This is a genomic window from Psychrobacter sp. P11G3 (assembly GCF_001435845.1).
GTDB lineage: Bacteria > Pseudomonadota > Gammaproteobacteria > Pseudomonadales > Moraxellaceae > Psychrobacter.
In genome coordinates this window covers 368,193-392,102 of the sequence record NZ_CM003596.1, presented here as the reverse complement: position 1 = coordinate 392,102, position 23,910 = coordinate 368,193, and the positions used below count along the sequence as shown (strand labels likewise).

Here is a 23,910-nt window from a genome sequence, read left to right as displayed (position 1 = left end):
ACCTGATATAGCCGCCTCTTTAATCATGAGAATGGCGTATATTCTAAGGTCTTGGACACAAGCAGTCTGAAAGTACTTACTAACATCAGGGTTTATTTTCGATTATTATAGCAAGACTTTGTATCATTTGCCTACTTAATCATAGTATCCATCAGTTTTCTGGCAACACAATATACAATATGACGCAAAAACAAAAAGCGCAGATAGGTTGTTAACCCAGCGCTTTATTTTATATATTTAAATTATATTTATAAGTCGATTATTTGCTCATATATTCGATAAGTTTACGATAGTCGTCATCACTACATTTGTCGCAAAGACCACCTGCTGGCATCTGCGGCATCCCACCTTTAACAGACTTGATAAGCGTCGGCATACTTTTTTGTTTAATCAGCTGTTGCCACTTGGCACTATCACCTTTTTTGATGGCATTTAACGCCCCACTATCGTGACAGGCTGCACATGAGTTATTATAGGTAGTGGCGATATCCGCCGCACCTGCGCTGCTAATCATAATGCCACTTAATAATAGTGCAGCACTGCTAGCCGTTATGGCGCGATAACTCGTGCTAAGAAGTTTACTGATTGAAAACATAGAGCACCTCCTCGTGATATTTCACGTGTCTCATCAATCGTTCTATTAAACATCCTTCATTAAACATTGTAACAATATATGTCATATAAACATAGAGAATTTGGATATGGCTTTGTTAAAGCTGAGAACTTGTCTTAATGACTGACCAACTTTAATGTTATCCTACTATTTATATGATGCTAATCGCAGTTATTTCAATAAGTAAGACGCGGAATAGTATAGAATAGCCAGTAATATTAAATAGCTACTTTTATGATTTGCACATAACTGTATTGATAAAGAACTGCCTTTTAACTTGGTTTACCTATTGCTTGACCACTTACTTGACCGCACCGATGACTTGAATCATCAGCTGACTAAAATTTTATAATCGCATCCAATTTTTTAAGATTAATGAGCCATTTATGAGTACCCCGTTTAACGATGTCGCCGCTGAACATGCCTTGTTCAATACCAAATCTCGTCAGAAAATTCAGCAAACTGAGTTTATGATGTCAGCACCTACTTTTCGTCTCTGTCCGCCTGACATGGGATTGGAAGTCGCTTTTGCAGGTCGCTCAAACGCTGGCAAATCATCAGCCATCAACGCCTTAACCAATCAGCGTCAATTGGCTCGCTCGTCTAAGACACCAGGACGCACGCAGATGATTAACTTTTTTAGTATCGGTGATACTGACAGACGTTTGGTCGATTTGCCTGGTTACGGCTATGCAGCTGTTCCGCTAGAGATGAAAAAAGAATGGCAGGTTGAGCTAGAAGAATACTTGGTATCACGCTCAAGCCTTGCAGGTCTGGTATTGATGACAGATATTCGTCATCCGCTTAAGTTTTTTGATGAGCAGATGCTACACTGGGCAAACGATGGTGAACTACCAGTACACATTCTGCTAACTAAAGCAGATAAACTGAAGTACGGTGCTTCTAAAAACGCCCTCCTTGAGACTCGTAAACGCCTGAAAAAACTGGGCTTAAACTGTACCATTCAGTTGTTTTCGGCTCTCAGAAAAGAAGGTCTCGATGAGTTGGCTGGGATAATGGGCAACTGGTATGAGTATCAGCTTGATGCAGACAAAATCATTGAATCATCTTTTGCGTTGCTAGAAGGCGCTGAGTTAGAAGACGCTATTGAAAAAGATAGCGCTGAAAAAGACAGCTCTCAAAAAGAAGGCGCTCAAAACGAAAGCAAATAGCTATCATAGTTTTCCATAAAAAAAGGGTTTATCGCTATTACGATAAACCCTTTTTTATTGCCTGTTTATTCACTCATTATTATCATCGGTATGTTATAAAAATAATGAGGGTTATAAAAGTAGCTCTACCCGCATAGCAAATCCACTAGCGCTTGTGGAGTACCAACCTGATAGGTTGGATTTTGCTCCGCAAGCTCTGCACTCGTTGCCGTACCATAGTTCACCGCTATACTGGTCATGCCCAATGCTTTTGCCATTTGAATGTCATAGATACTGTCACCGATAAACACAGCATCAGAAACCTGCTGCTGCGTGTACTCCAAGATATCGGTTAACATCTGCGGATCAGGTTTAGAGCCTGACTCATCAGCACAACGCGTAATCGTAAAATAATCATGGCTATCTGAGGCATCTAATACACGATCTAGCCCTTTTCTTTTTTTACCCGTTGCTACGGCGAGCGTTTTGCCCTGCTGTTGCAACGTTTGCAACATATGATCTATCGGCTCAAATAGCGGCGTACTGTGACTATTGGTAATATAGTACTCTGCATAGGTTTGCTGAATCTCAAGCAGTTGCGCATCGTTTGCCTGCGGATATAAAATCTTGATGCCATTCATTAAGCTCAGACCAATGATATCTTTTACGGCTTTATCAGTCGTCTCAAACCCGTGTGCTTCCCCAGCCACATGCATAGACTCAACGATTAGACCGATTGAATCCATTAGCGTGCCGTCCCAATCAAATATAATCAATGTCTTGTCAGACAGATTGTGTTCTACCGATAGTTGAGCATTTATAACACACTCTGAAGTTGTAGCTGGTTTGGTCATGGATTTACCTTAATGAATATCAATAATAAATAGCAGATACTAAAACGTCACGGTGGCTTATTCGTAAAAATAAGATATCGTGACGTTTAGAAAAATACAAAAATAGTTTGGCTTAAGAATTGATTTTGAAAAACTATTCAGGCAATTTCGTTGTTTCTGGTAGCCAATCTGCCATATCGTCTGGCAATGGCGCAGTAATGGTCTTGTAGCCTGGAATATCTAAGCGCCATGCATGTAAACACAGACGATGTACGCCTGATTTGTCATGAACGTTATATTTGTCATCACCCAAGATGGCATGACCGATATGCGCTAAATGCACACGGATTTGATGAGTGCGACCCGTCAATGGCTTGGCTTCAATTAAGCTGACTGGCTGACTATTAATCGTAAAGCGATCATGAATAATAATATCAGTCTGGCTTTCTTTCGCTTGTGGGTCTTGGCTATCTACTTTCACTCGGCGCTCACCACTAGCAAGCGTATAACGTAGCAATGGTGCATTGACACGCTGTTCATTAAGCGCAGGTTGTCCTTTGGCTAGACACAGGTAGTGCTTTTGAATGGTCTTGTCTACCAAGTGCTGCTGCAACACTTTGAGCGTTGAGCGTTTTTTGGAAATCATCAGTAACCCTGATGTGTCTTTGTCGATGCGATGGATAAGCTCTAGGTATTTTTTACCCGTCACTTCACGCATGGCTTCGATAACTCCAAAGTCCAAGCCGCTACCGCCATGCACAGCGATACCAGAGGGCTTATTCAGCACTAGCAAACCATCATCTTCATAGACCACGCGCGCCAGTAAGCTTTTGGCAAACTCGGTACTAATAATTGGTTTTTCGCGCGTTGCCAGTTCTACAGGGGCGATACGTACCACATCTTCACGCTGCACTCTATCGTGTGCTTTGCAGCGTTTATTATTGACACGTATTTCATCTGAGCGAATCATTTTGTAGATATGTGACTTTGGCAAACCTTTTAAACGGTTTAACAAAAAATTATCCAAACGTTGATCGTGTTGATGGCGCGTTACTTCGAGGTAGTTCACCTTACCGAAGTTGCTAATCTCATCGTCAGCGCTTTGTGGGCGTGTTTTGCTATTAAAAATAGCAGGGGCTTCATGGGTAGTAGCGTCGTCAGTCATTTTTGAGTTTGTCATTTTTAGTTAGGTATTTACACAAAGATTTGCTATAGTTTAGCATGTTGAGCGACAATTAAGCAGAGGCGACAGCAATAATCATTGTTGTTACAAATAGTTGACCACCATTTTATTGCCTGTTAGTTTTCTACTACTTGCCAGTAAAGCGGTTGACACTATTTATCCTGCTGACCTGACACGTTTCATCTGATTTTAGGGCGCATTTTTATTTAGAGGTATTACTTACCAAATATAGCCCTACAAATTAAAAATACTGTACTGAATCTTATTCGGTACCATAAAATAAATAGTGACACTAAATACCATCGCGTTAATCACTCTGATAATAAATCAGCTTATTAACCGATTACAACACAACACTGACTCACTAATTGCATGACAACGACCGTACTCGATAATCAATCATTATTTAATGACTATTTATCTGATGGTTCTTTATGCCAGCATAGTTGAGCAAGTATGGGTAGTTTAGCGTTAGGATCGAAAAGTATATCGATAGCTGCCTAAGTATTGGTGGTCAAACAGATGACGATAACAATGTAAATACGATACCACGCTGACAAGCTGGTCCATTACTCTGTTTGCCAAGTACGCCCCGCTGATAACAAAAGCTGCGACACCTAAGCTTGAGACACCCAAGATATTATTGACGTTATACAAAGAACGATAAACAAAGAGTAACCAATTGCTTCACCTGAATAAACAACCGCTGAATGACACCACTATATAGTAGTAATCATGACCGCGATATTATTGTTAGACTTTGATGGATGAATGGCAACAGCACCACGCCTTTTTAATATCAGTATTTTTTAGAGACGTAACTGACCCTCGCCCACGCTTACAACGTGCGCTGAAATCACTACCAATAGAACGTACTGAGAATAAGAGCGCTTTGACTCGCTGACCCAATCATATATGTACCAAGTTTACTGATGATAAAATATAAGTACCATAGCCTTACACCCTATATTACTGATATTAATCTGAGCGCCGCTCATTACTTCAGGTAAAAAAGAAGCCGTTGAAAAAGCCCATGTGCTTTATGAAACCCACGATTTACGTTCTACCGTTAATGAACATCTACACACGCTAATCACAATATTAGCCACACTTGCCACTATGTCCTAAAGACTGTCTTATCGTTGCCATGCGTACTCATAGGATACAAATATGAAACGCATTTTGATCAACGCCACTCAAAACGAAGAGATTCGTGTCGCCTTATGTAAAGGCAACCATCTGTACGATTTCGACCTCGAAAACCGTACTCGCGAGCAAAAAAAATCTAACATCTACAAAGGTCATGTGACCCGTGTCGAGCCATCGCTTGAAGCAGTATTTGTCGAATACGGTTCTCAGCGCCAAGGATTTTTGCCAATTCGTGAAATCTCTGCTGAATACTTAAGCGGCAACCCACGTGACGAAAACATCAAAAAACTGATCAAAGAAGGCGACGAGCTAATCGTCCAAGTCGAAAAAGAAGAGCGTGGTAACAAAGGCGCTGCCCTATCGACGTATGTGTCATTAGCCGGTCGCTATCTGGTATTGATGCCAAACAATCCTCGTGGCGGTGGTATCTCACGTCAAATCTCGGGCAAACTGCGCGAAGATATGAAGCGTATGCTGAGCAACCTTGATTTACCAAAAGGCATGAGTGTCATCATCCGTACTGCTGGTATTGGTAAAACGCAAGAAGACTTGCAGCACGATTTAAATCACTTGCTCAACATTTGGCAAGCCATTCAAGAACAAAACCAAAAATACCCATCACCGCGCTTAGTTCACCAAGAAGCTGGTGTTGTCACTCGTGCTGTCCGTGATTATCTGCGTGATGATATCGCTGAGATTTGGATTGATAACGAAAACGCTTACATTGAAGCGGCTGGGTTTATCGATGCGGTAATGCCAAAACAAGCCGAAAAGCTACGCAAATATACCGATTATGAACCGATGTTTTCGCGCTTCAATATCGAAAAGCAAATCGAGACCGCTTATCAGCGTGAAGTTCGTCTGCCCTCAGGTGGTTCAATCGTTATTGACCAAACAGAAGCACTGGTCTCTATCGACATTAACTCAGCTAAGTCAACCAAAGGTTCAGATGTTGCTGAGACCGCTTACCATACCAACTTAGAAGCAGCCGATGAGATTGCTCGTCAGCTTCGTTTGCGTGATATGGGTGGTTTGATCGTTATTGATTTCATCGACATGAATGACAACAAGCACCAAAAAGAAGTAGAAAAACGTCTCATCGACGCGACCAAATACGATCGTGCACGCGTTCAATTTGGTGATATTTCTAAGTTCGGTCTAATGGAAATGAGCCGTCAGCGTCTACGTCCTTCGTTAGAAGAATCAACTGGCTATATCTGCCCACGTTGTCATGGCAACGGTATGATTCGTGACTTGCGTTCATTGTCGCTATCTATCATGCGTCAAATTGAGCAAATCGCCCTTAAAGAACGTCAAGGTGAAGTACAGGCAGAAGTCCCGACTGACATCGCAGCATTCTTATTAAATGAGAAGCGCGATAGCTTGGTTTATCTTGAGCAAGACAGTGGCACGCGTATCACTATTTTGCCACACGCGCATTTAGAATCACCAAACTTCAAGCTTCACTTCAACCGTGATGGCTTTGCACCATCGAGCTATGAGCGTATCACTGATACTCAGCAACAAGAGCACAGTGACCTTGGCTACAACGTTGACTGGCAGACTGCTGAAAAAGAGCGTCCTGAACAGCAACCTACTCGCCAACCTCGTAAAACTGCAGATGATAAACAGAGCCGCTCAAACACGCAGTCGAATGCAACTACGCAAGCACAGAACGATACGGTAAATCATAGCAATGATCGTCGTAATCATAAAAACACCAACGACGTGTCGCCTGCACCTGCACCGCAAGCCAATAAAAACGTTAGTGTTGCCGCCCCAGTAGCACCGCAAACACAGAGTGTTGAAACTACTGCTCAACCAAAAGCCGTTGCGTGGTTATCAAACCTATTTGCTCAAGCACCGCAAGCTACTACAACACCTAGTGTCAGTAGCCGAGATGCCGCTGAAGCAATCGAAGCGCTAGTAAATACTGGCGCGCAAAGCTTAGGCTCGTTTGGACAAGTGGATAGCAATGCATTGAATAGTGCAGCTGCAACTAGTGAGCAGCCAACTCAGCAAAGCAACAGTCAGAAAAATGACAGCCAACAGTCAGATAACAACGCTAATCGTCAACAAGCGCGTCGTAATGACAGCGATACTGACGACAACAGCAATGAAGACAGAAGAAGACGTAAGCCGCGTAAGTCTAGATCTTCTAAGCCGCGTCAAAGAAAAGAGACAGCTGACGAGAATACTGGCAACGTAAACAGTAGTTCAGACAGTGCTGGCTCAAGCAGTGCTAACTCAAATAATGCTGATGACAAATCGTCTGATACTCAAGACCAAAGACAGCAAGACAAGCGTCAGAACGATAACAGACGCACGAACGATCGAAATCGTAATAACCGCCAAGATAGCAATCAACAGAGCAACAATCGTAACGCAAGCGAGCGCAGTGATGCTGATAACGAAAACAGCTCTAAAGCAGATGAGCAAACTCGTACTAAGCGTAAATCGCATAGCCAACGCGGCTCACGCGGTAAGCTAGAGCGCGGTGAGACACTAACGGCTGACAGCGTTAAGCAGGGCAAACAGCAGAACGCTAGAAACAACGATGCTGCCAGTAGCAAAAATCAACATAGTGCACGTCGCAATCAAGACCCTAACGAGGTCGTGCTACAGGTCAATGAAGCGCCAACTGAGCTAAAAGCGCCTGAAGTGGTTCATCTATCTTTAGATGATAGCAAAGCTACACAGGCCAAAACTCAGCCTAGTGAGAAACAAAGCGCGACAAATAACGTAGCAAAAGATGAGCGTTCAAACGAAACAGCTGCTCAAAAACCTACTGATAAGCATAGTAGCAATGAGCAGAACACTGATAAGCAAAACACCAGTGCGCCGAACGCTGATAAGAAAAGCGATAACGAAAAAAATACGGTGGAAACCAAAGCTAATCAGGTAAATGATGATAAGCGTGCAACTACCGAACAAGCTAAGGTGCAAAACGATGTTCCTAAGCATGAGCAGGCTACTGAAGAGAAAAAAGCACCTGTAGTTGTAGAAGCTCAATCGACCTCTACGAGTAACACCGAAAGTAAAGCGGAAGCTCCAACGTTGGTAACTGCTGATGCTGAAAAAGCTACAGAGACTCCAAAACAGCAGGAAACCAAGACTGCTGAACATATGAGTAAGAGTGATGAAGCTCAAAATACTCAGGTTGACAGTAATAGTGCAAGCACAAGTAATGTGAGTAACTCAGCACTTGAGCTAACCCATGAAGCACTATTTGGCACACGTTATGTGACTGCTGAGAAATTTGGGCAAGCGAGTAACGATCCACGTGTAGTACTCGCTCAGCAAGCCGCGCAAGCGGACAAGCCAGCTGCTACTAATGTGCCAGCAATACGTGGCACGGTTGGTGAGTTTATTCGTACCACATTACCAGAGGCGCAAACGCGCTTAGCAGAAGAAGGCATTATCAACTGCTTTATCGCGACTATTGCGTTGCATAATGAGCAATCTCAGAATGCTCATAATAGTTCTGATGCTGCTAGCCAGAGCTTTGACTTTAGCAACTATGGCTATCAACCATTGGCTGCCGACTACCTCGCACGCTTTGAATCGATGACCCAAGCGGTCAGTCAATTTGCAGCATCGCAAGGTAAGACAGACATTGAGCCACGTGCTATCACTAAGCGTGCTAGCAACGATCCACGCGGTCAGCACCCTGATTATCAGGAACCAGCTATATTGAGCGTGCCTGCTGAACAAGCTATCGTCGAGCAAACCGAAACTGATAACGAAGTCGATGCGCATGACGTTGAAGCAACTGCCCTCGCCAATCAGGCTCAAACTGATGATATCAGTGCTGATAGTGAGCAATTGCTAGAAGTCGAACGTGCTCAGTCAGAAGCTAAGAATGCAGAAGTCGAAACCTCTACAGAGCAAACTGTCAATGAGGTAGAAGATGCTGCAGAGACTGAGCAGACGACTGACTCGGCAGTAGAAGAATCTACTAAAGAAGCTAGCAAAGAAGACAGTCAGGCAGCTAAGTCTAAAACGACCATAGCCAGTTATAAAAACATGATCGAAAATGTGGCTGAGCAATTGCTACCACAGACCGGTATGTTTAATCTGACTACGCCAAAAGTACCAAAGGCGCGCAGTCGTAAGCCTAAGACGGATCACAAAAAGCCGACGCAGGCTGAAAAGCTCGCATCTGATGATGTAGACAGCGACAGCTAGTCATATAAGCTCAAATGTAAAAGCCCCAAAGCTATTCGTAGCTTTGGGGCTTTTTATTTTGATACAGTCAAACTTACTTGCTAATTCAAACGAGAGACAATAGAAAGCAGATAAGCTTAGTGCGCAGAAGACGCTGTGTCATCTTTACCACGGATTTTACCAATAGTAGTAACAATAGCAACCACAATAGCGCCAACAATCAGTCCGACCAATCCATTTAACAATGACGCGGTTAACCCTTCAAATACCCCAGTAAGATGGGCAATGTCTTCTACACTGTGATGCAAAAAGCCGATACCGTGAACGATAATACCGCCGCCCACCAAGAACATCGCAATCGTGCCCGCTATAGATAAAAACTTCATAAGCTTTGGCGCAGCTGCAAGCATAAACTCGCCAAACTTGCGCTTACTATCACCTGCTTGTGAGTTTTCAATCAAATGCAGACCCGCATCATCAATCTTTACGATGCCTGCAACTAAGCCGTAAATACCGACGGTCACGACAGCAGCCACTATCGAAAGTACGATGCCTTTTTGGACAATATCGCCACCAGCTGCTGTAATTGCGCCTAAAGAGATAACAATAATCTCAGCTGATAAGATAAAGTCTGTACGTATGGCACCTTTGATTTTGTCCTTTTCAAACGCGACCAAATCTACCGACTCATCTGCGTTGGCTTTTAAACGAGCATTTTGCTCTTCATCATGAGGCAACAACTTCGGCCAAAACTTGTGAATGACCTTCTCAGCCCCTTCATAACTGAGGTATAACCCTCCGATCATCAATAGCGGAGTAATCAACCACGGTATAAAATAACTGATCAATAGCGCCGCTGGTACTAAAATCACTTTGTTCACGGCAGAGCCTTTGGCAACTGCCCAAATGACGGGGAGCTCACGATTTGGCTTAACCCCTGTGACCTGCTCGGCATTGAGTGCTAAATCATCACCAACTAAGCCCGCGGTTTTTTTGGCGGCAACTTTGGTCATGACGCTCACGTCATCCATTAAGACGCTGATGTCATCGAGTAAGGTTAATAAACTGGCACCTGCCATGTGTGCTCCTTAAAGCAAATTTGTTAAAGTAAGTCGTTCTCAAATAGTTTATACAACGCATTTTATATAGATTTTTATAAAAACAATGCGATTAGCCTTAGACTACAAGTTCAAGCAACTATGTTAAATAGCACAAATGTATCTTGTTTTTTGAATTTATGTTGATAGCTATTCTTTAAAGTTGGCTTTATTGATACTTCTTGGCAGCCTTCCCTTTGCTATTATTTGGCGTAAATATGGTAATATGAAGGCTATTACTACCTATCTTTTATTATCAATAAGTTATAAAAACTTCTTCAATGTTAGACCTTTAAAACACTGCCAAGACACATTACTATATAGAAAAGTTTATAGCGCTTTTTATAACGAACTCATGATTAGGCGCGACGCCTATAGGAAACCCGTATGCCGTTCCCCACTATCAAAAATACCACCTTGCGTAATCCTCTTTCTCGTACCGTTCTATCTCGTTTTATGATGAGTGCGCTGTTAGTTGGTATTGCTGCTGGCTGCTCAAACAATGCCGCTGATGCAACCAGCAATACCAGCGTTGTAAATGCTGCACAGACAAATACCACTGCTACTAATCCCTCAGCTGATAATGATGCAACCGTGGTGAAAGCGTTACAGGCGAATCTAAAAAGCTCTGGTATCGAGGAAACTATTGTCTCAGCTGTACCGACAGATATGGATGGTATTTATTGGGTGACCGCTGAAGGTCTACCTTCTTTCTTTACTGATAAAGCTGGCAAGCATATTATTCAAGGTCAGATCATCGCTGTGGGTGATGCCGCTCCGGTTGATATCAGTGCCGCTCTAGTTGCTACGACAGCACAAGAAGCGCTAAAAGCCGTCGATAAAAAAGACATGGTGATTTATCCAGCAAAAGGCGAAACCAAAGCCGTTATTTATGCCTTTACCGATGCAGATTGTGGCTACTGTCGCAAACTACATTCAGAAATGGATGATATCAATGCGCGTGGTATCGAGGTTCGTTATCTGGCATGGCCACGCAGTCAAGAGTCTGTACCAAAGATGGAGGCGATCTGGTGTAGTCAGGATCGTAAAGCTGCGATGGATCAAGCAAAAATCGGTGCCAATGTACAAGCCCCTAGCTGTACCAACCCTGTACAAGAACATATGGCTCTAGGCTCAAGACTTGGTGTGCGCGGTACGCCTGCGGTGTTTACCGAAACAGGACAACAAGTAGGCGGCTACTTACCTGCAGCAGAATTGGCACAAGCAGTAGGCGCTAACTAATAATATGAGTTACCAGTATTAATCACTCATATTAGAGTGACTAATATTGGCAATCAAGCATAAATGACATATACATATGCCAAACAAGATTGAAGCTACCACTTTTTTATAATTGTCAGCTGATATAACCTTGATGACGTTGTCTTTGTAATCTTAGCCTTTATGACATCAACCTTCAGAACATCGGCTTTTATGGTATTAGCCTTTATAAAATCGGCTTTTATGAGATTGTATAGACGTCACAATGCCTTGTCGGTATGATACGATAAAGCGCGATGCAAAATGAGCAACACCCTTTTTATTTGAGCTTTTTTTATTCAACTATGATGAAGTAGATAGGCAGGCAGTACCAGGCAATGCGCACAGACATTCTGTTTGATGTCGCAGACTCATTTGACACTGTCACCGCTTATACTGACTTCATTGTATTTAACCTCTTGAGGATACTGTGAGTAATTCCATCAAACTAGCGATACTTGGTCTGGGCACCGTCGGAACGGGCGTGATCAATCTGATCAATGACAATTTAAATGAGCTAAAACGCCGTAGCGGACGCGACATTATTATTACCGAAGTCGGTACGCGTCGTCAGCGTGATGATATCGATACCAATATCATGCAAAACAGCGATCTGATGGCAATTGCCGCAAGCGATAATGTCGATATTGTTATCGAAGTGATTGGTGGTACTACCTTAGCCAAAGACGTCATTATGCAGGCCATTAAAAACGGCAAGCATGTGGTTACGGCAAACAAGGCACTACTCGCTGAACACGGTAATGAGATTTTTGCCTTAGCTGAAGAAAACAATGTGCATGTTGCTTATGAAGCAGCGGTAGCAGGCGGTATTCCAATTATCAAGGTAATGCGTGAAGCATTGGCTGCCAACAAAATCGACTGGCTCGCGGGTATCATCAACGGTACTGGTAACTTTATCATGACCGAAATGCGTGATAAGGGTCGCCCATTTGCCGACGTATTAAGCGAAGCACAAGAGTTGGGTTATGCAGAGGCTGACCCTACTTTTGATGTTGAAGGTATTGATGCTGCTCATAAATTGGCGCTACTCGCCTCTATCGCTTTTGGTATTCCGCTACAGTTTGATAAAGTTTACTGCGAAGGTATCACTGGTATTACCCTGCAAGACGTAAACTATGCCGAAGAGCTTGGCTACCGTATCAAGCATTTAGGGTTTGCCGTACGCCGTGATAGTGAAAATGATGGTGACGCAGGGGTTGAATTACGCGTACATCCAACACTTATTCCACAAGATGCGCTATTAGCGAACGTCAATGGTGTGAAAAATGCAGTATTGGTCAACTCACATCCGCTAGGCCAGACGCTCTATTGCGGCGATGGTGCTGGTGCTGGTGCAACCGCTTCTGCAGTGATGGCCGACGTCATGGATTTGGTTCGTGTATTGGGTAGCAAAGACCGCGACGATCAGAGCAACACTGGACATCATGTCCCGCATTTAGCATTTATCCCTGACCAGCTATCAGACACGCCTATATTGCGTGCTGATCAGATGGTAACTGGATACTATTTGCGTGTGCATGCCTATGATAGCCCAGGCGTATTGGCAGATATCACACGCATCCTAAGTGATGCTGGTATCAATATTGATGCAATCTTGCAAAAGCCTGCACATAAAGTAGGTCAAGTGCCGGTGATTATTCTGACGCTACCTGTGGTCGAGAGTCAGATGAATCTTGCTATCGAAAAAATTGAAAAGTTAGAGACCATTACTGATAAAGTAGTACGCATACGATTAGATGAGCTAGCATAAACCACATACTGAAGAAGACAGATGCTTATAATATAAGCAAAAGCTAGCCAATCGGCATCTGATTTCTTGGTAGATACTTAATCAAAACGCACAACAAGGAATAATAACGATGTCAAATGATGCAATTGTAATCCTAAACGGCGCACGTACACCAATGGGTGGCTTTCAAGGCGCACTAAAAGACATGAGTGCTACCGAGCTGGGTGCCGCCGCTATCAAAGCTGCCGTCGAACGCTCAGGTGTTAGCGCTGACAGTGTTGATGAAGTCATTATGGGTTGTATCTTGACGGCAGGTCTGGGTCAAGGTCCTGCTCGTCAAGCCATGCGTAAAGCAGGTCTACCAGATGCGACTGGTGCTGTCACTATTAATAAGCTTTGTGGTTCAGGTCTAAAAGCCGTCATGCAAGCACACGATGGTATCAAAGCGGGTAGCTTCAACGTCGCTGTTGCAGGTGGCATGGAGTCAATGACCAATGCACCGTATATCATGCCAGGTTCACGTGGCGGCTATCGTATGGGTCATAAAGAAGTCAAAGACCATATGTTCTTAGATGGCCTAGAAGATGCTGATACTGGTAAGCTAATGGGTATGTTTGCTCAAGAAATGGCCGATGAAAAAGGCTATACACGCGAGCAAATGGATGAGTTTGCTATTGAATCATTGAACCGTGCGCTGACTGCTATCAAAGACAATCATTTTAAAGATGAGATTGAGCCTGTTACGTTTGCCACTCGCAAAGGCGAGCAAACTGTTGATACCGATGAGCAACCTGCCCTTGCTAATGCTGATCGCATTCCTACTTTACGTCCAGCATTTGCTAAAGACGGTACAATCACTGCCGCAAACGCCAGCTCAATCTCAGACGGTGCTGCAGCAGTCGTAGTAATGAAAGAGTCACAAGCGAAAGCTGAAGGCCTAGACTATCAAGCTCGCATTGTTGCTACTGCCTCAAACTCACGTCACCCAAGCGAATTTACTATTGCGCCAATCGGTGCCATTGAAAAAGTACTATCAAGTGCTGGTTGGTCAGTAGATGACGTAGATCTATGGGAAATCAACGAAGCCTTTGCGATGGTTACTATGGCTGCGATGGACGAGCTGAAACTTGACCATGCTAAAGTAAATATCGAAGGCGGTGCATGTGCCCTTGGTCATCCTGTAGGCTGTTCAGGTGCTCGTATTCTGATTACGCTTATCAACTCTCTAAAACGTACTGGTGGCAAAAAAGGCATCGCAACACTATGTATCGGTGGTGGTGAAGCGGTAGCCGTAGCTATTGAACTTGCTTAAATAAAGCAGGTTTAACTGACTTAAAGTAAGTTAGCTAAATAATACTTAGATAAGTATTGTTCATTGAGAGACCGCATTGCTAAGGGTAATGCGGTTTTTTTGTGTCTTTTTTCTTTCGATAAATGTTGAATATTACTCTATGTAAAGACTCGTTAACTTCTACCCCCTCCTATGTTATGCCACTTACAGCCTATTACACGCAATTACTGCAAGTGCACACTTTGCTACCTTGCTCATATATCTCATCAAAAAACACGGTGTTAGGATAGCTACAAGTTGATAGGGAAGCTATTCATGTGGCTTACCATTAACTGTAATAAATATGGTATTACTAAAAATTAATAACAACATCAACCATTACATTATAAAAAATAAACTCGCGAAAAAGGAAGATAACAATGAGTCAACTAATCCGTTTAAAAGATATTCAAGCTACTCATCAAGACTTAATTGGTGATGATTATTATGATCCAACGCACAAAACTGCTTACGGTATCAATGAAGAAAAAATTGGTAAGATTGAAGGTGCCCTAGTAGAAGATACCACTGGTCGTATTCGTTACTTAATTGTAGACGCAGGTGGCTGGTTTAGTTCAAAAGAAGTATTGGTACCAGCAGGTTTAGCCCGTATCGTTGGTGATGATGTCTTCTTTGATAGTTTGACCAAAACGCAAGTAGAAGCCATGGAAGTATACGATCACGACTATCAGTATAGCTATAAAGAGCAGTACGAAAGAGATCGTCAAGCATTTACTGCTGATACACTCCCTGTAGAAGATCGCGTTGATATTGCAGATCACTCTTATGATGCACCAAATACGTTAGAGCTATTAGAAGAGCGTCTGACAGTCAACAAAGACCGTATCGTTGCTGGGCTAGTAAAAGTAGGTAAGCATGTCGTCACTGAAGAGCGTAATGTCGATGTAGACTTAGAAGAAGAGCATGCCAATATTCAGCGTACTAGCGTAGATCGTCCAACAGACCGTCGAATCGGCGACCTCGATGCTACTGAAACAGTTGAAGTCGAACTACAGGCCGAACGTGCTCGCGTCAGCAAAGAAACCTATGTTTCTGAAGAGGTAAATGTCGGTAAAACGACCGATCACCATACCGAAACCCTAATTGAGACCATTCAACGTGAAGAGCTAGATGTTGATGGCAACGGCAACGTGGTTGACCGTGAGGGTAACTTAGTAGACCGTGATGGTATCACAGCAGAAGATGTACGCCGTGCTCGCGGCATGTAATATGCTAATAAGTCATAGTTTAACGACGTAAGCTTCCTATACCGTCAGTTAAATATGATGATAGTAAGTAGCTAAGCTCATATGTTTAGCCATTAAGATCAGAGCATGTCTCTGGTCTTTTTTGTATTCATAACATGAGCGAATGGTTTATAGTATTCAATGTAGCTAGTTAATATATGTGGTTAATTAACATATAACGTTTGAAATTATTAGAAATTCATCATTTTATAATTATAAAGGAATAATAATGACTACTGAAAATGGAAACAGCCTTTACCAAGATAACTTGGATAAGGAACAAAATATCTCAACGAAACAGACGAATAATACCGTCAATGTTGGCCACTTAGAACTATTAGAAGAACGTCCTGTGATTAACAAAGAACGCTTGGACGTAGGTAAAGTGACCGTTACCAAGCATTCACGTACTAAAACTGTCGAAGTGCCAATTGAGTTGGTAGAAGAATATATCACCATTCGTACTGAGTACCATGACGCGGAGAGCCAAGATTTACTCTCTGGTAATTACGATGACAAAGACATATTGCGCCACGTCGAGCCTTCTTTGGATAGTAAGGCCGTAGTAACTATTAATGGTAAACAAATAGAGATTGGCGATGAACCGATCGATATTGTGCTATCTCGCCAAGTGGCTACTATTACCAAAGATACCTACGCTATCCAAGACATCGAAATCAATAAAAGCACTCATGTACATACTGACAGCATTCAAGTAGAGCTCAAGCATGAAGAGTTAGATGTGACTGAAGAAGGTCTATTGGCTCATGGTTCTGATACAACTCCGTTAAAATAAGTGCTGATAGTTTAGACACTATGAAATCGTATGATTGATAAAGATTATTTCACAATATGAAAAAGCAACGCTATCCTAGCGTTGCTTTTTTAATGCTTATTAACTGCTAAGTATTGAAGACCAACTATGAGGCTTCATTACACTCGAATGTATTAACATTTGACTCATCTGCACCAGCAGTACGCATAACGCCAGTTTTACGAGCTTCGTGCCCTACGCGCCATTGTGTGAAGCCTTGACCACCATCAATTGCGGTCGCCACTTCAAACACTTCAGGATTACTACCTTCATTGGTCTGGTTCAACGTTACTGTACCCATGTCGGTTGCGACAACAACTTGATTGGCATCTTCTTTATAAGTCGCCTCAACTTTTAGTTCAGGTGTACATAGATATGACATCTGCATGACGGCACTGTTTACTGAAGCAGTAGTATCACCTTCTACTTCGTTAAGTGAAGCGTCTTCGGTACCGACGACGACATCACTAGGTTCAGCAGGCTCCGCTGACATTGGAACAGACTCTTCTGTATTAGCACCGTCTTCCATTCCCGACTCTGGCTCTGCCTGTTGCTGACAAGCACTGACCGTCAAGGCGCCAGCCAACAAACCTGATAAAACTACTGAGCTGCGTACTTTTTTTAAGAATTCTACACTCATGACACTCTCCCAAATAAATATGTTAAACACTATAGCGTGTCCATAAATTCACGCCTATGCTGAATTTGTAAGTAATCAATACAAAGTGTTTGTTGGTCTTAGTCTAGCAAATTTTAAGTTTGCATAAGTTATCTAACAGATATAAAAAAGCCCTTATCTACTTAAGTTAAGGGCTTTTTTAGGTAAGAGCTTGCTTTAATAGCAGTTCAGTAAATAGCTAATGACTTGCTATGATTAACGACTAGATTTTACCATGACACTGCTTGTATTTAAGACCTGATCCACAAGGACACGCTGCATTACGACTGATATTCATACCTGCATATGGGTTTGGTTCATTAGCATTACTACCGTTACCTGCTATAGCAGCACCAACGCCAGCTGCGGCAGCACCGCTATTTAGATTGCGGCTTTGTGGTTGCGGCTGAGCAGCTGAACCACTCGCATTGCTATCCAGGTTATCTACATCATCATGTTCAAACTGCATTTGCATATGGGCAGCATTCTCACGTTGCTGAATCTCTAATGCTTCCAGTTCTTCCTTGGTTGGAATATGAACACGTGATAAGTCTTGTACAGTCTCAGACTTAATTGCACCAAGCATCATTTGGAACAATTCAAACGACTCACGCTTGTATTCCTGCTCAGGGTTTTTCTGTGCATAACCACGTAAATGAATCCCTTTACGTAGCTGATCCATCTGCGTTAAGTGCTCTTTCCAATGCTTATCTAGACTCTGTAGCATGAAATGACGCTCAAGCTGAGCGGCGTCTTTTTCACCCATCTGCTCACGGCGACTGTGATAACGATCTATCGCCGTTTGAACGATTTTCTCACGCAGCCCTTCTTCATCCAGACGACGATCTTCATCCAACCAATCGTTAATCGGCATCGAGATTTTGAATTCGTCTTCTAATTCGTCTTCTAAGCCGTCAATATTCCACTGATCATCAATAGAGCCAGGCGGAATAAACTGATTGATCATTGCGTTATACACTTCATGATGCATCACTTCGATGGCTTCTAATAAGTCCATTTCTGCTAATAAATCATCGCGCTGACCATAGATAACTTTACGCTGCTCATTGGCAACATCATCATACTTCAATAGGTTTTTACGGGCATCAAAATCGCGACTCTCAACTTTACCTTGCGCGTTTTCGATCGATTTAGAAACCATTTTATGTTCGATGGCTTCATCTTCTTTGAGGCCCATCGCACGCATCATATTGACCACGCGATCGCCTGCGAAGATACGCATCAGATCATCTTCAAGCGATAAGAAAAAGCGTGACATACCAGGGTCGCCTTGACGACCAGCACGACCACGTAGCTGGTTATCAATACGGCGTGACTCATGGCGCTCAGAGCCGATGATATGTAAACCACCAGCTGCTACGACTTGGTCATGTTTGACTTGCCATTGAGATTTTAGACGCTGCATCTCTTCTGGGCTCACCGCATCGATATCTTCGATAAACGACTGCCAGTTACCACCGAGGATAATATCAGTACCACGGCCTGCCATGTTGGTGGCTATCGTGACTGACTTTGGACTACCTGCCTGTGCAATAATTTCTGCTTCACGCTCATGCTGTTTGGCGTTTAGGACATTATGCTTGACGCCTTCTTGGTCGAGCAAGTAAGACAATTCTTCACTAGCTTCAATCGTCGCTGTACCAACCAGTACTGGCGCACCCTTGGCTTGAATTTCTTTAATTTCGCGAATGATGCCTTTGTATTTGCCTAACTTGGTTAGGAAAATTTGGTCATCCATATCGATACGAGCAATCGGCTCATGCGTTGGAATCACGATGACATCTAGATCGTAAGTAGATTTGAATTCGGCAGCTTCAGTATCAGCAGTACCCGTCATACCAGACAGTTTGTCATACAGACGGAAATAGTTCTGGAATGTCGTCGTTGCAAGCGTTTGGTTCTCTGCTTGGATCTCAACGTTTTCTTTCGCTTCTACTGCTTGATGCAAGCCTTCTGACCAGCGACGACCCGGCATGGTACGGCCTGTATTTTCATCAACGATGACCACTTCGCCTTCATCGACGATATAGTGAACGTTTTTGACAAACACGTGATGCGCACGGATGGCAGCTTGAACGTGAGCCAAAAGTGGCAAACGACTTGGGCTATATAAGCTTTCGTTTTCACCCAGCTCACCCACTTCGATTAAGAAGCGCTCGATTTTTTCGTAGCCTTTTTCGCTGATCTCAATTTGGCGATTTTTTTCATCGATCCAGAAGTCTTCTTCTTCGTTATTCTTGTTTGCTTCTTCGTCTTTTGAACGAATCAGCACAGGAATAATCGTATTAATCAACGCGTACATGCGTGAAGAATCTTCAGCTTGACCCGAAATGATAAGCGGCGTACGAGCCTCATCAATCAAGATTGAGTCAATTTCATCGATAATACAAAAGTTTAGCGGGCGCTGTTTTTTCTCAGCAAGACTAAAGACCATGTTATCGCGCAGATAATCGAAACCGTATTCGTTATTGGTACCATAGGTAATGTCGGCTTGATAAGCTTCGATTTTTTCTTGTGGCGGCTGCTGTGAGTAAATTACACCAACAGTCATACCCAAAAACCCAAACAACGGACGGTTTAGCTCAGCATCACGTGCGGCCAAATAATCGTTGACCGTGACCAGATGAACCCCTTTACCGCTGATAGCGTTTAGGTACATGGCCAAGGTTCCCATTAGGGTTTTACCTTCACCAGTTTTCATCTCAGCGATTTTGCCTTCGTGCAAGGTGATACCGCCGATCAGCTGCACGTCATAGTGACGCATGCCGTTGACACGTAATGATGCTTCGCGGCAGACAGCAAATGCCTCTGGCAATAATGCATCTAAGCTTTCGCCTTTTTGATGGCGCGCTTTAAATTCTTCAGTTTTTTGTTGTAGTTGCTCATCAGACAGGGCTTGTATTTCAGCCTCTCGTGCGTTGATCTTGCTGACCACTTTACGCATGCGTTTTAATTCGCGGTCATTTTTAGTGCCAACCACACTGCCTATAATCTTTGATAACATAATTTTTTGACCTATGGAATATTCGATAATTAGTGCGCATTAGCCAAAGCTTAGCTCTCTGCCTTGTCATCACCCGACTAAGTACTACCTAATTTAGTATCGCCCAATTAAGTGTGCCGTCATTATATATGGTTATGACGCTGATGGATACAAGGGCAGCGAGTAGATATTTGCCACAGTAAAAACCTAGTAGGACGTGTTAAAATAGCGAATACCTTGTTAAATTTCTTAGCTTTTTCAGCGTCTTTATAATTTGTCATAGTTCGATTTTTATACGTTTGCTACCACTGCATCTTGGTTCAAAATTTGTCGTTGAGCCATTTATCTATAAGTAACTGGCTTATTGCTAAAGCCAAAGCTATATATCAAACTCATATATAAGAAAAATAACCCTTTAGTATCTCTATCACAAAATACTCATTACCACTCATTAAAGCACTATAAGAGACTCTGCATGACCGTAAAGCCATCTGTACAAAATCAGTCATCAAATCCCAATTCATCAGAAAAACCCTTATCAAAACAAGAGACCTCTGACTGCTTAAGTATAGGCGATGAAGTCTATAACCTAGCAGATCATACGCCGATGATGGTGCAATATCTAACCATGAAAGCCAACTATCCACAAGCATTGCTCTTGTACCGGATGGGTGACTTTTATGAGCTGTTCTTTGACGATGCTAAGCGTGCGGCGCAAATACTAGATATCACACTAACGCGCCGTGGTACGGATAAAGCAGGCAACACGATAGCCATGGCAGGTGTACCCTTCCATGCAGCCGATAGCTATATGGCACGCCTAATCGCGGCTGGGCAAACGGTCGTCGTCTGTGAACAAATTGACGAGTCGACAACGACCAATGCTGGCAGTGCTAACAATAAGTCCAATGTCCCTGCGATGGGCGACAAGCAAAAGAAAGACAAAAGCAAATCTGCTGCTGGTAGCATCATGCGCCGCGAAGTGGTTAAAACGCTTACCGCAGGTACTATTACCGATGATGCGTTAATTGCCCCCAATCATACGCCGACTGTGGTTGCCATCGATATTGCGACTATGAAAACGCAAGACAATAGCCAGACGTTACAAGCAGCTATTAGTCAGATGGATTTGGCTGCAGGTACACTGACTACCCAGACACTGATAGCGGACAAAAACGATATAGATGGTCTGCAAACTCAAATGCTTACTGTATTAGCACGTTTTGCGCCTAGTGAATGCATCATTAGTGAAGCACTTATTGATGGCGTTGGCGGCAGCATTAGTGGCACTGATTCAGAGTGGCTACTGTGGTTACGACAAAATCTGGACTGCCCTATTATAGAGGTGGCTGCCAACGATTTTCATCGTGAGCATGCTAGTGACACGCTTTGTCAGCAGTTCGAAGTCCAGCGTCTCGATGGGTTGGGCATTCATGAGGCTCCACTTGCGCAAACCAGCTGCGCTGCGCTTATCCACTATGCGCGTCAAACTCAGCAACGCCACGTACCTCAAGTCAACCAACTCATTGTCGAGTACAGCGATGATTATTTGATTATCGATGCTAATAGCCAGCAAAACCTTGAGTTATTTAGTCCAGTCAGTAGTAGTGGTACTTCCCTAATATCCGTACTCAACCATTGCCAAACACCAATGGGCAAGCGACTGCTCGTACAGCAAATGAAGCGTCCACTGCGTCAGCATGCGCGCATCGATATGCGTCTAGACGCGATAACGTCCCTATTGAATGCGGATGGTAATTCAAATCAAAATTCAGGAAATAGCTCACTGGTCACCAGTTTACGCGATACGCTAAACACCATTGGCGATATTGAGCGAATCAGCAGTCGCATCGGACTGATGAGTGCCAAACCTCGTGATTTACGCAAGCTTGCCGATGGTATCGCTAGCAGCGCCCAGCTTACCACTCTGCTGACAGCGTCAGGTATCAGCCATGAAGACGCTGGTCTATTGCCGATGTTGATGCAGCAATTGCCCGCTCAACTGCCAGCCGTTCAATCTGTCGCTGAGTTAATCGAGCGCGCTATTGTCATTGAGCCACCTGCACATATCCGTGATGGTGGTATGTTGGCAGCGGGCTATGATGACGAGTTCGACCGCCTCACTCATCTCCATGACAACATTCAAGTGACATTGGACGAAATGGTAGAGCGAGCGCGTCAAGATAACCAACTACCGAGTCTAAAAGTAGGCTTTAATAAAGTCAGTGGCTTTTACTTTGAACTGCCCAAGATGCAGGCGAAAAATGCCCCTGCTCACTTTATTCGTCGGCAAACGCTCAAGAGTAGTGAGCGTTTTATTACTGATGAATTAAAAGAAGTCGAGACGGAGTATTTAAGCGCCCAGTCTCTGGCATTGGCTCGCGAAAAGCAGCTTTACCAAGCGCTGCTCAACCAACTAAGCGAAAACTTGGCTGAGTTACAACAGCTGAGTGCTGCGATTGCTCAAATTGATGTCCTGAGTAATTGGGCGCAGCTTGCGACGACTTACCATTGGCAACGCCCAGTTATGGGAGTAGATTCAGAAAACCAGAGCAAATCTATAGCCAAAAATCAGACCCATATTGATATCCGCCAAGGTCGTCATGTCGTGGTCGAAGCGGCGTTAAATCAAGCGAATGCGAACAATCGGAACGGTGTTGCATCAAGTACAAACCATTTTGTCGCGAACGACTGCGTACTGGGTAGTGCTCATGCTGATGAAGGACACTCTGAAAGACTACTCCTCATCACTGGTCCTAATATGGGTGGTAAGTCTACCTATATGCGCCAGACCGCGCTGATTGTACTGCTCGCTCATTGCGGCAGCTTTGTACCCGCTGAGCATGCACATATTGGTGATATTGACCGAATATTTACCCGTATCGGCTCCGCGGATGATTTAGCTGGTGGCAAATCCACTTTTATGGTTGAGATGATAGAGACAGCCAATATTTTAAACCAAGCAACGAACAAATCACTGGTATTAATGGATGAGGTCGGACGCGGTACTGCCACTACTGATGGTCTGGCTATCGCTCATGCTTGTGTCAACCGTCTAGTCGAGATCGGGTGCCTGACACTATTTGCCACTCATTATTTTGAGCTGACGCAATTGGGACAGACAAGTGACGAGATTCGTAACGTCCATGTCGCCGCCAGTGAAATCGATGGTCAGTTACTTCTCCTTCATCAAATCAAGGAAGGCGCAGCAAGCTCTAGTTTTGGATTGCACGTCGCCAAAATGGCGGGTATCCCCGCACAAGTATTAAATGATGCCAAACGTTACTTGATAGACAATCTAAAAGCAGAAAATGAAAAAACTATTGATGATAAAAATGACTTAGCTAAGTCAGTAACGGATAAACAGCGAGAGTCTAACAACGATGTTGTTTTAGAATCACAAAGTAGTTACGCGATACAATCACCAAATGTAGCGGATAATCTAAAGCAAAATCAGTTATTTAGCATAGAGGACGAACTAAGCGCCATTGATCCTGATAGCCTGACCCCTAAACAAGCGCACGATTTAATCTATCATTTGAAGAAAATCATTAGTCATTAAAGGGAATTGTCAAATTGTAGTAAAGGCGCTAAAATACGCTTTATTTTCGACTATTCTATTTAGCCAAAAGCCAAATCAATAACAGGTAGACA

14 protein-coding genes are annotated in these 23,910 nt (G+C 43.4%); 8 read left to right on the top strand and 6 right to left on the bottom strand.

Translation table 11 applies throughout. The annotated features are described in order from the left end of the window. Positions 1-259 precede the first annotated feature (259 nt). On the bottom strand, positions 260-595 hold the full coding sequence (locus tag AK824_RS01635; RefSeq protein ID WP_057758239.1) for a c-type cytochrome: 336 nt from the start codon (positions 593-595) through the stop codon (positions 260-262). 404 nt (positions 596-999) lie between these two features. On the opposite strand from AK824_RS01635, the gene yihA reads away from it, so the two are divergent. Beyond that, the gene (yihA, locus tag AK824_RS01630) at positions 1,000-1,785 is read left to right on the top strand and encodes a ribosome biogenesis GTP-binding protein YihA/YsxC (protein ID WP_082624534.1); all 786 of its coding nucleotides are present in this window, start codon (positions 1,000-1,002) and stop codon (positions 1,783-1,785) included. A 125-nt stretch (positions 1,786-1,910) separates the two neighbouring features. On the opposite strand, the gene AK824_RS01625 is transcribed toward yihA, so the two are convergent. Together AK824_RS01625 and AK824_RS01620 are read right to left on the bottom strand one after the other, a co-directional pair. Beyond that, positions 1,911-2,618, bottom strand: coding sequence for an HAD family hydrolase (locus tag AK824_RS01625; protein WP_057758237.1), 708 nt, complete (start codon positions 2,616-2,618; stop codon positions 1,911-1,913). Between the two features lie 133 nt (positions 2,619-2,751). Continuing rightward, a complete protein-coding gene (locus AK824_RS01620; RefSeq protein WP_057758235.1) occupies positions 2,752-3,762 on the bottom strand; it encodes an RluA family pseudouridine synthase in 1,011 nt (336 codons plus the stop codon). Between the two features lie 1,188 nt (positions 3,763-4,950). On the opposite strand from AK824_RS01620, the gene AK824_RS01615 reads away from it, so the two are divergent. Beyond that, complete coding sequence (locus AK824_RS01615) at positions 4,951-9,117, top strand: Rne/Rng family ribonuclease (RefSeq protein ID WP_057758233.1); 4,167 nt, start codon at positions 4,951-4,953, stop codon at positions 9,115-9,117. 116 nt (positions 9,118-9,233) lie between these two features. Here the strand turns inward: AK824_RS01615 and AK824_RS01610 are convergent, their stop codons facing one another. Continuing rightward, a complete protein-coding gene (locus AK824_RS01610; RefSeq protein ID WP_057758232.1) occupies positions 9,234-10,175 on the bottom strand; it encodes a DUF808 domain-containing protein in 942 nt (313 codons plus the stop codon). Positions 10,176-10,580: 405 nt separating this feature from the next. Between AK824_RS01610 and AK824_RS01605 the strand changes: the two genes are divergently transcribed. From AK824_RS01605 to AK824_RS01585, 5 genes are all read left to right on the top strand, one after another. Continuing rightward, positions 10,581-11,435 (top strand): DsbC family protein, encoded by an 855-nt coding sequence (locus tag AK824_RS01605; protein WP_057758230.1) that lies wholly within the window; start codon positions 10,581-10,583, stop codon positions 11,433-11,435. 448 nt (positions 11,436-11,883) lie between these two features. Next, positions 11,884-13,224 (top strand): homoserine dehydrogenase, encoded by a 1,341-nt coding sequence (locus AK824_RS01600; protein WP_057758228.1) that lies wholly within the window; start codon positions 11,884-11,886, stop codon positions 13,222-13,224. A gap of 109 nt (positions 13,225-13,333) precedes the next feature. Continuing rightward, positions 13,334-14,515, top strand: a complete 1,182-nt coding sequence (locus AK824_RS01595) for a thiolase family protein (RefSeq protein ID WP_057758226.1) — start codon at positions 13,334-13,336, stop codon at positions 14,513-14,515. A 398-nt stretch (positions 14,516-14,913) separates the two neighbouring features. Further along, positions 14,914-15,762 (top strand): DUF2382 domain-containing protein, encoded by an 849-nt coding sequence (locus tag AK824_RS01590; protein ID WP_057758224.1) that lies wholly within the window; start codon positions 14,914-14,916, stop codon positions 15,760-15,762. 247 nt (positions 15,763-16,009) lie between these two features. Further along, positions 16,010-16,576 (top strand): YsnF/AvaK domain-containing protein, encoded by a 567-nt coding sequence (locus AK824_RS01585; protein WP_082624533.1) that lies wholly within the window; start codon positions 16,010-16,012, stop codon positions 16,574-16,576. A 124-nt stretch (positions 16,577-16,700) separates the two neighbouring features. On the opposite strand, the gene AK824_RS01580 is transcribed toward AK824_RS01585, so the two are convergent. Continuing rightward, positions 16,701-17,234: a hypothetical protein gene (locus AK824_RS01580; protein ID WP_057758222.1), complete on the bottom strand. Its 534-nt coding sequence runs from the start codon at positions 17,232-17,234 to the stop codon at positions 16,701-16,703. A 241-nt stretch (positions 17,235-17,475) separates the two neighbouring features. Next, positions 17,476-20,277, bottom strand: coding sequence for a preprotein translocase subunit SecA (gene secA, locus AK824_RS01575; protein ID WP_057758220.1), 2,802 nt, complete (start codon positions 20,275-20,277; stop codon positions 17,476-17,478). A 454-nt stretch (positions 20,278-20,731) separates the two neighbouring features. Here secA and mutS point away from each other — a divergent pair, with 454 nt between their 5' ends. Next, positions 20,732-23,818 carry a DNA mismatch repair protein MutS gene (mutS, locus tag AK824_RS01570; protein WP_057758218.1) on the top strand — a complete coding sequence of 1,029 codons (3,087 nt, stop codon included), beginning with the start codon at positions 20,732-20,734 and terminating at the stop codon, positions 23,816-23,818. Positions 23,819-23,910 lie beyond the last annotated feature (92 nt).

Bases quoted from the DNA above. Each gene is read 5' to 3' on its own strand.
- AK824_RS01590 (WP_057758224.1), top strand. From the start codon at position 14,914: ATGAGTCAACTAATCCGTTTAAAAGATATTCAAGCTACTCATCAAGAC.
- yihA (WP_082624534.1), top strand. From the start codon at position 1,000: ATGAGTACCCCGTTTAACGATGTCGCCGCTGAACATGCCTTGTTCAAT.
- AK824_RS01580 (WP_057758222.1), bottom strand. From the start codon at position 17,234: ATGAGTGTAGAATTCTTAAAAAAAGTACGCAGCTCAGTAGTTTTATCA.
- AK824_RS01595 (WP_057758226.1), top strand. From the start codon at position 13,334: ATGTCAAATGATGCAATTGTAATCCTAAACGGCGCACGTACACCAATG.
- AK824_RS01625 (WP_057758237.1), bottom strand. From the start codon at position 2,618: ATGACCAAACCAGCTACAACTTCAGAGTGTGTTATAAATGCTCAACTA.
- AK824_RS01605 (WP_057758230.1), top strand. From the start codon at position 10,581: ATGCCGTTCCCCACTATCAAAAATACCACCTTGCGTAATCCTCTTTCT.
- AK824_RS01585 (WP_082624533.1), top strand. From the start codon at position 16,010: ATGACTACTGAAAATGGAAACAGCCTTTACCAAGATAACTTGGATAAG.
- secA (WP_057758220.1), bottom strand. From the start codon at position 20,277: ATGTTATCAAAGATTATAGGCAGTGTGGTTGGCACTAAAAATGACCGC.
- AK824_RS01610 (WP_057758232.1), bottom strand. From the start codon at position 10,175: ATGGCAGGTGCCAGTTTATTAACCTTACTCGATGACATCAGCGTCTTA.
- mutS (WP_057758218.1), top strand. From the start codon at position 20,732: ATGACCGTAAAGCCATCTGTACAAAATCAGTCATCAAATCCCAATTCA.
- AK824_RS01620 (WP_057758235.1), bottom strand. From the start codon at position 3,762: ATGACTGACGACGCTACTACCCATGAAGCCCCTGCTATTTTTAATAGC.
- AK824_RS01635 (WP_057758239.1), bottom strand. From the start codon at position 595: ATGTTTTCAATCAGTAAACTTCTTAGCACGAGTTATCGCGCCATAACG.
- AK824_RS01615 (WP_057758233.1), top strand. From the start codon at position 4,951: ATGAAACGCATTTTGATCAACGCCACTCAAAACGAAGAGATTCGTGTC.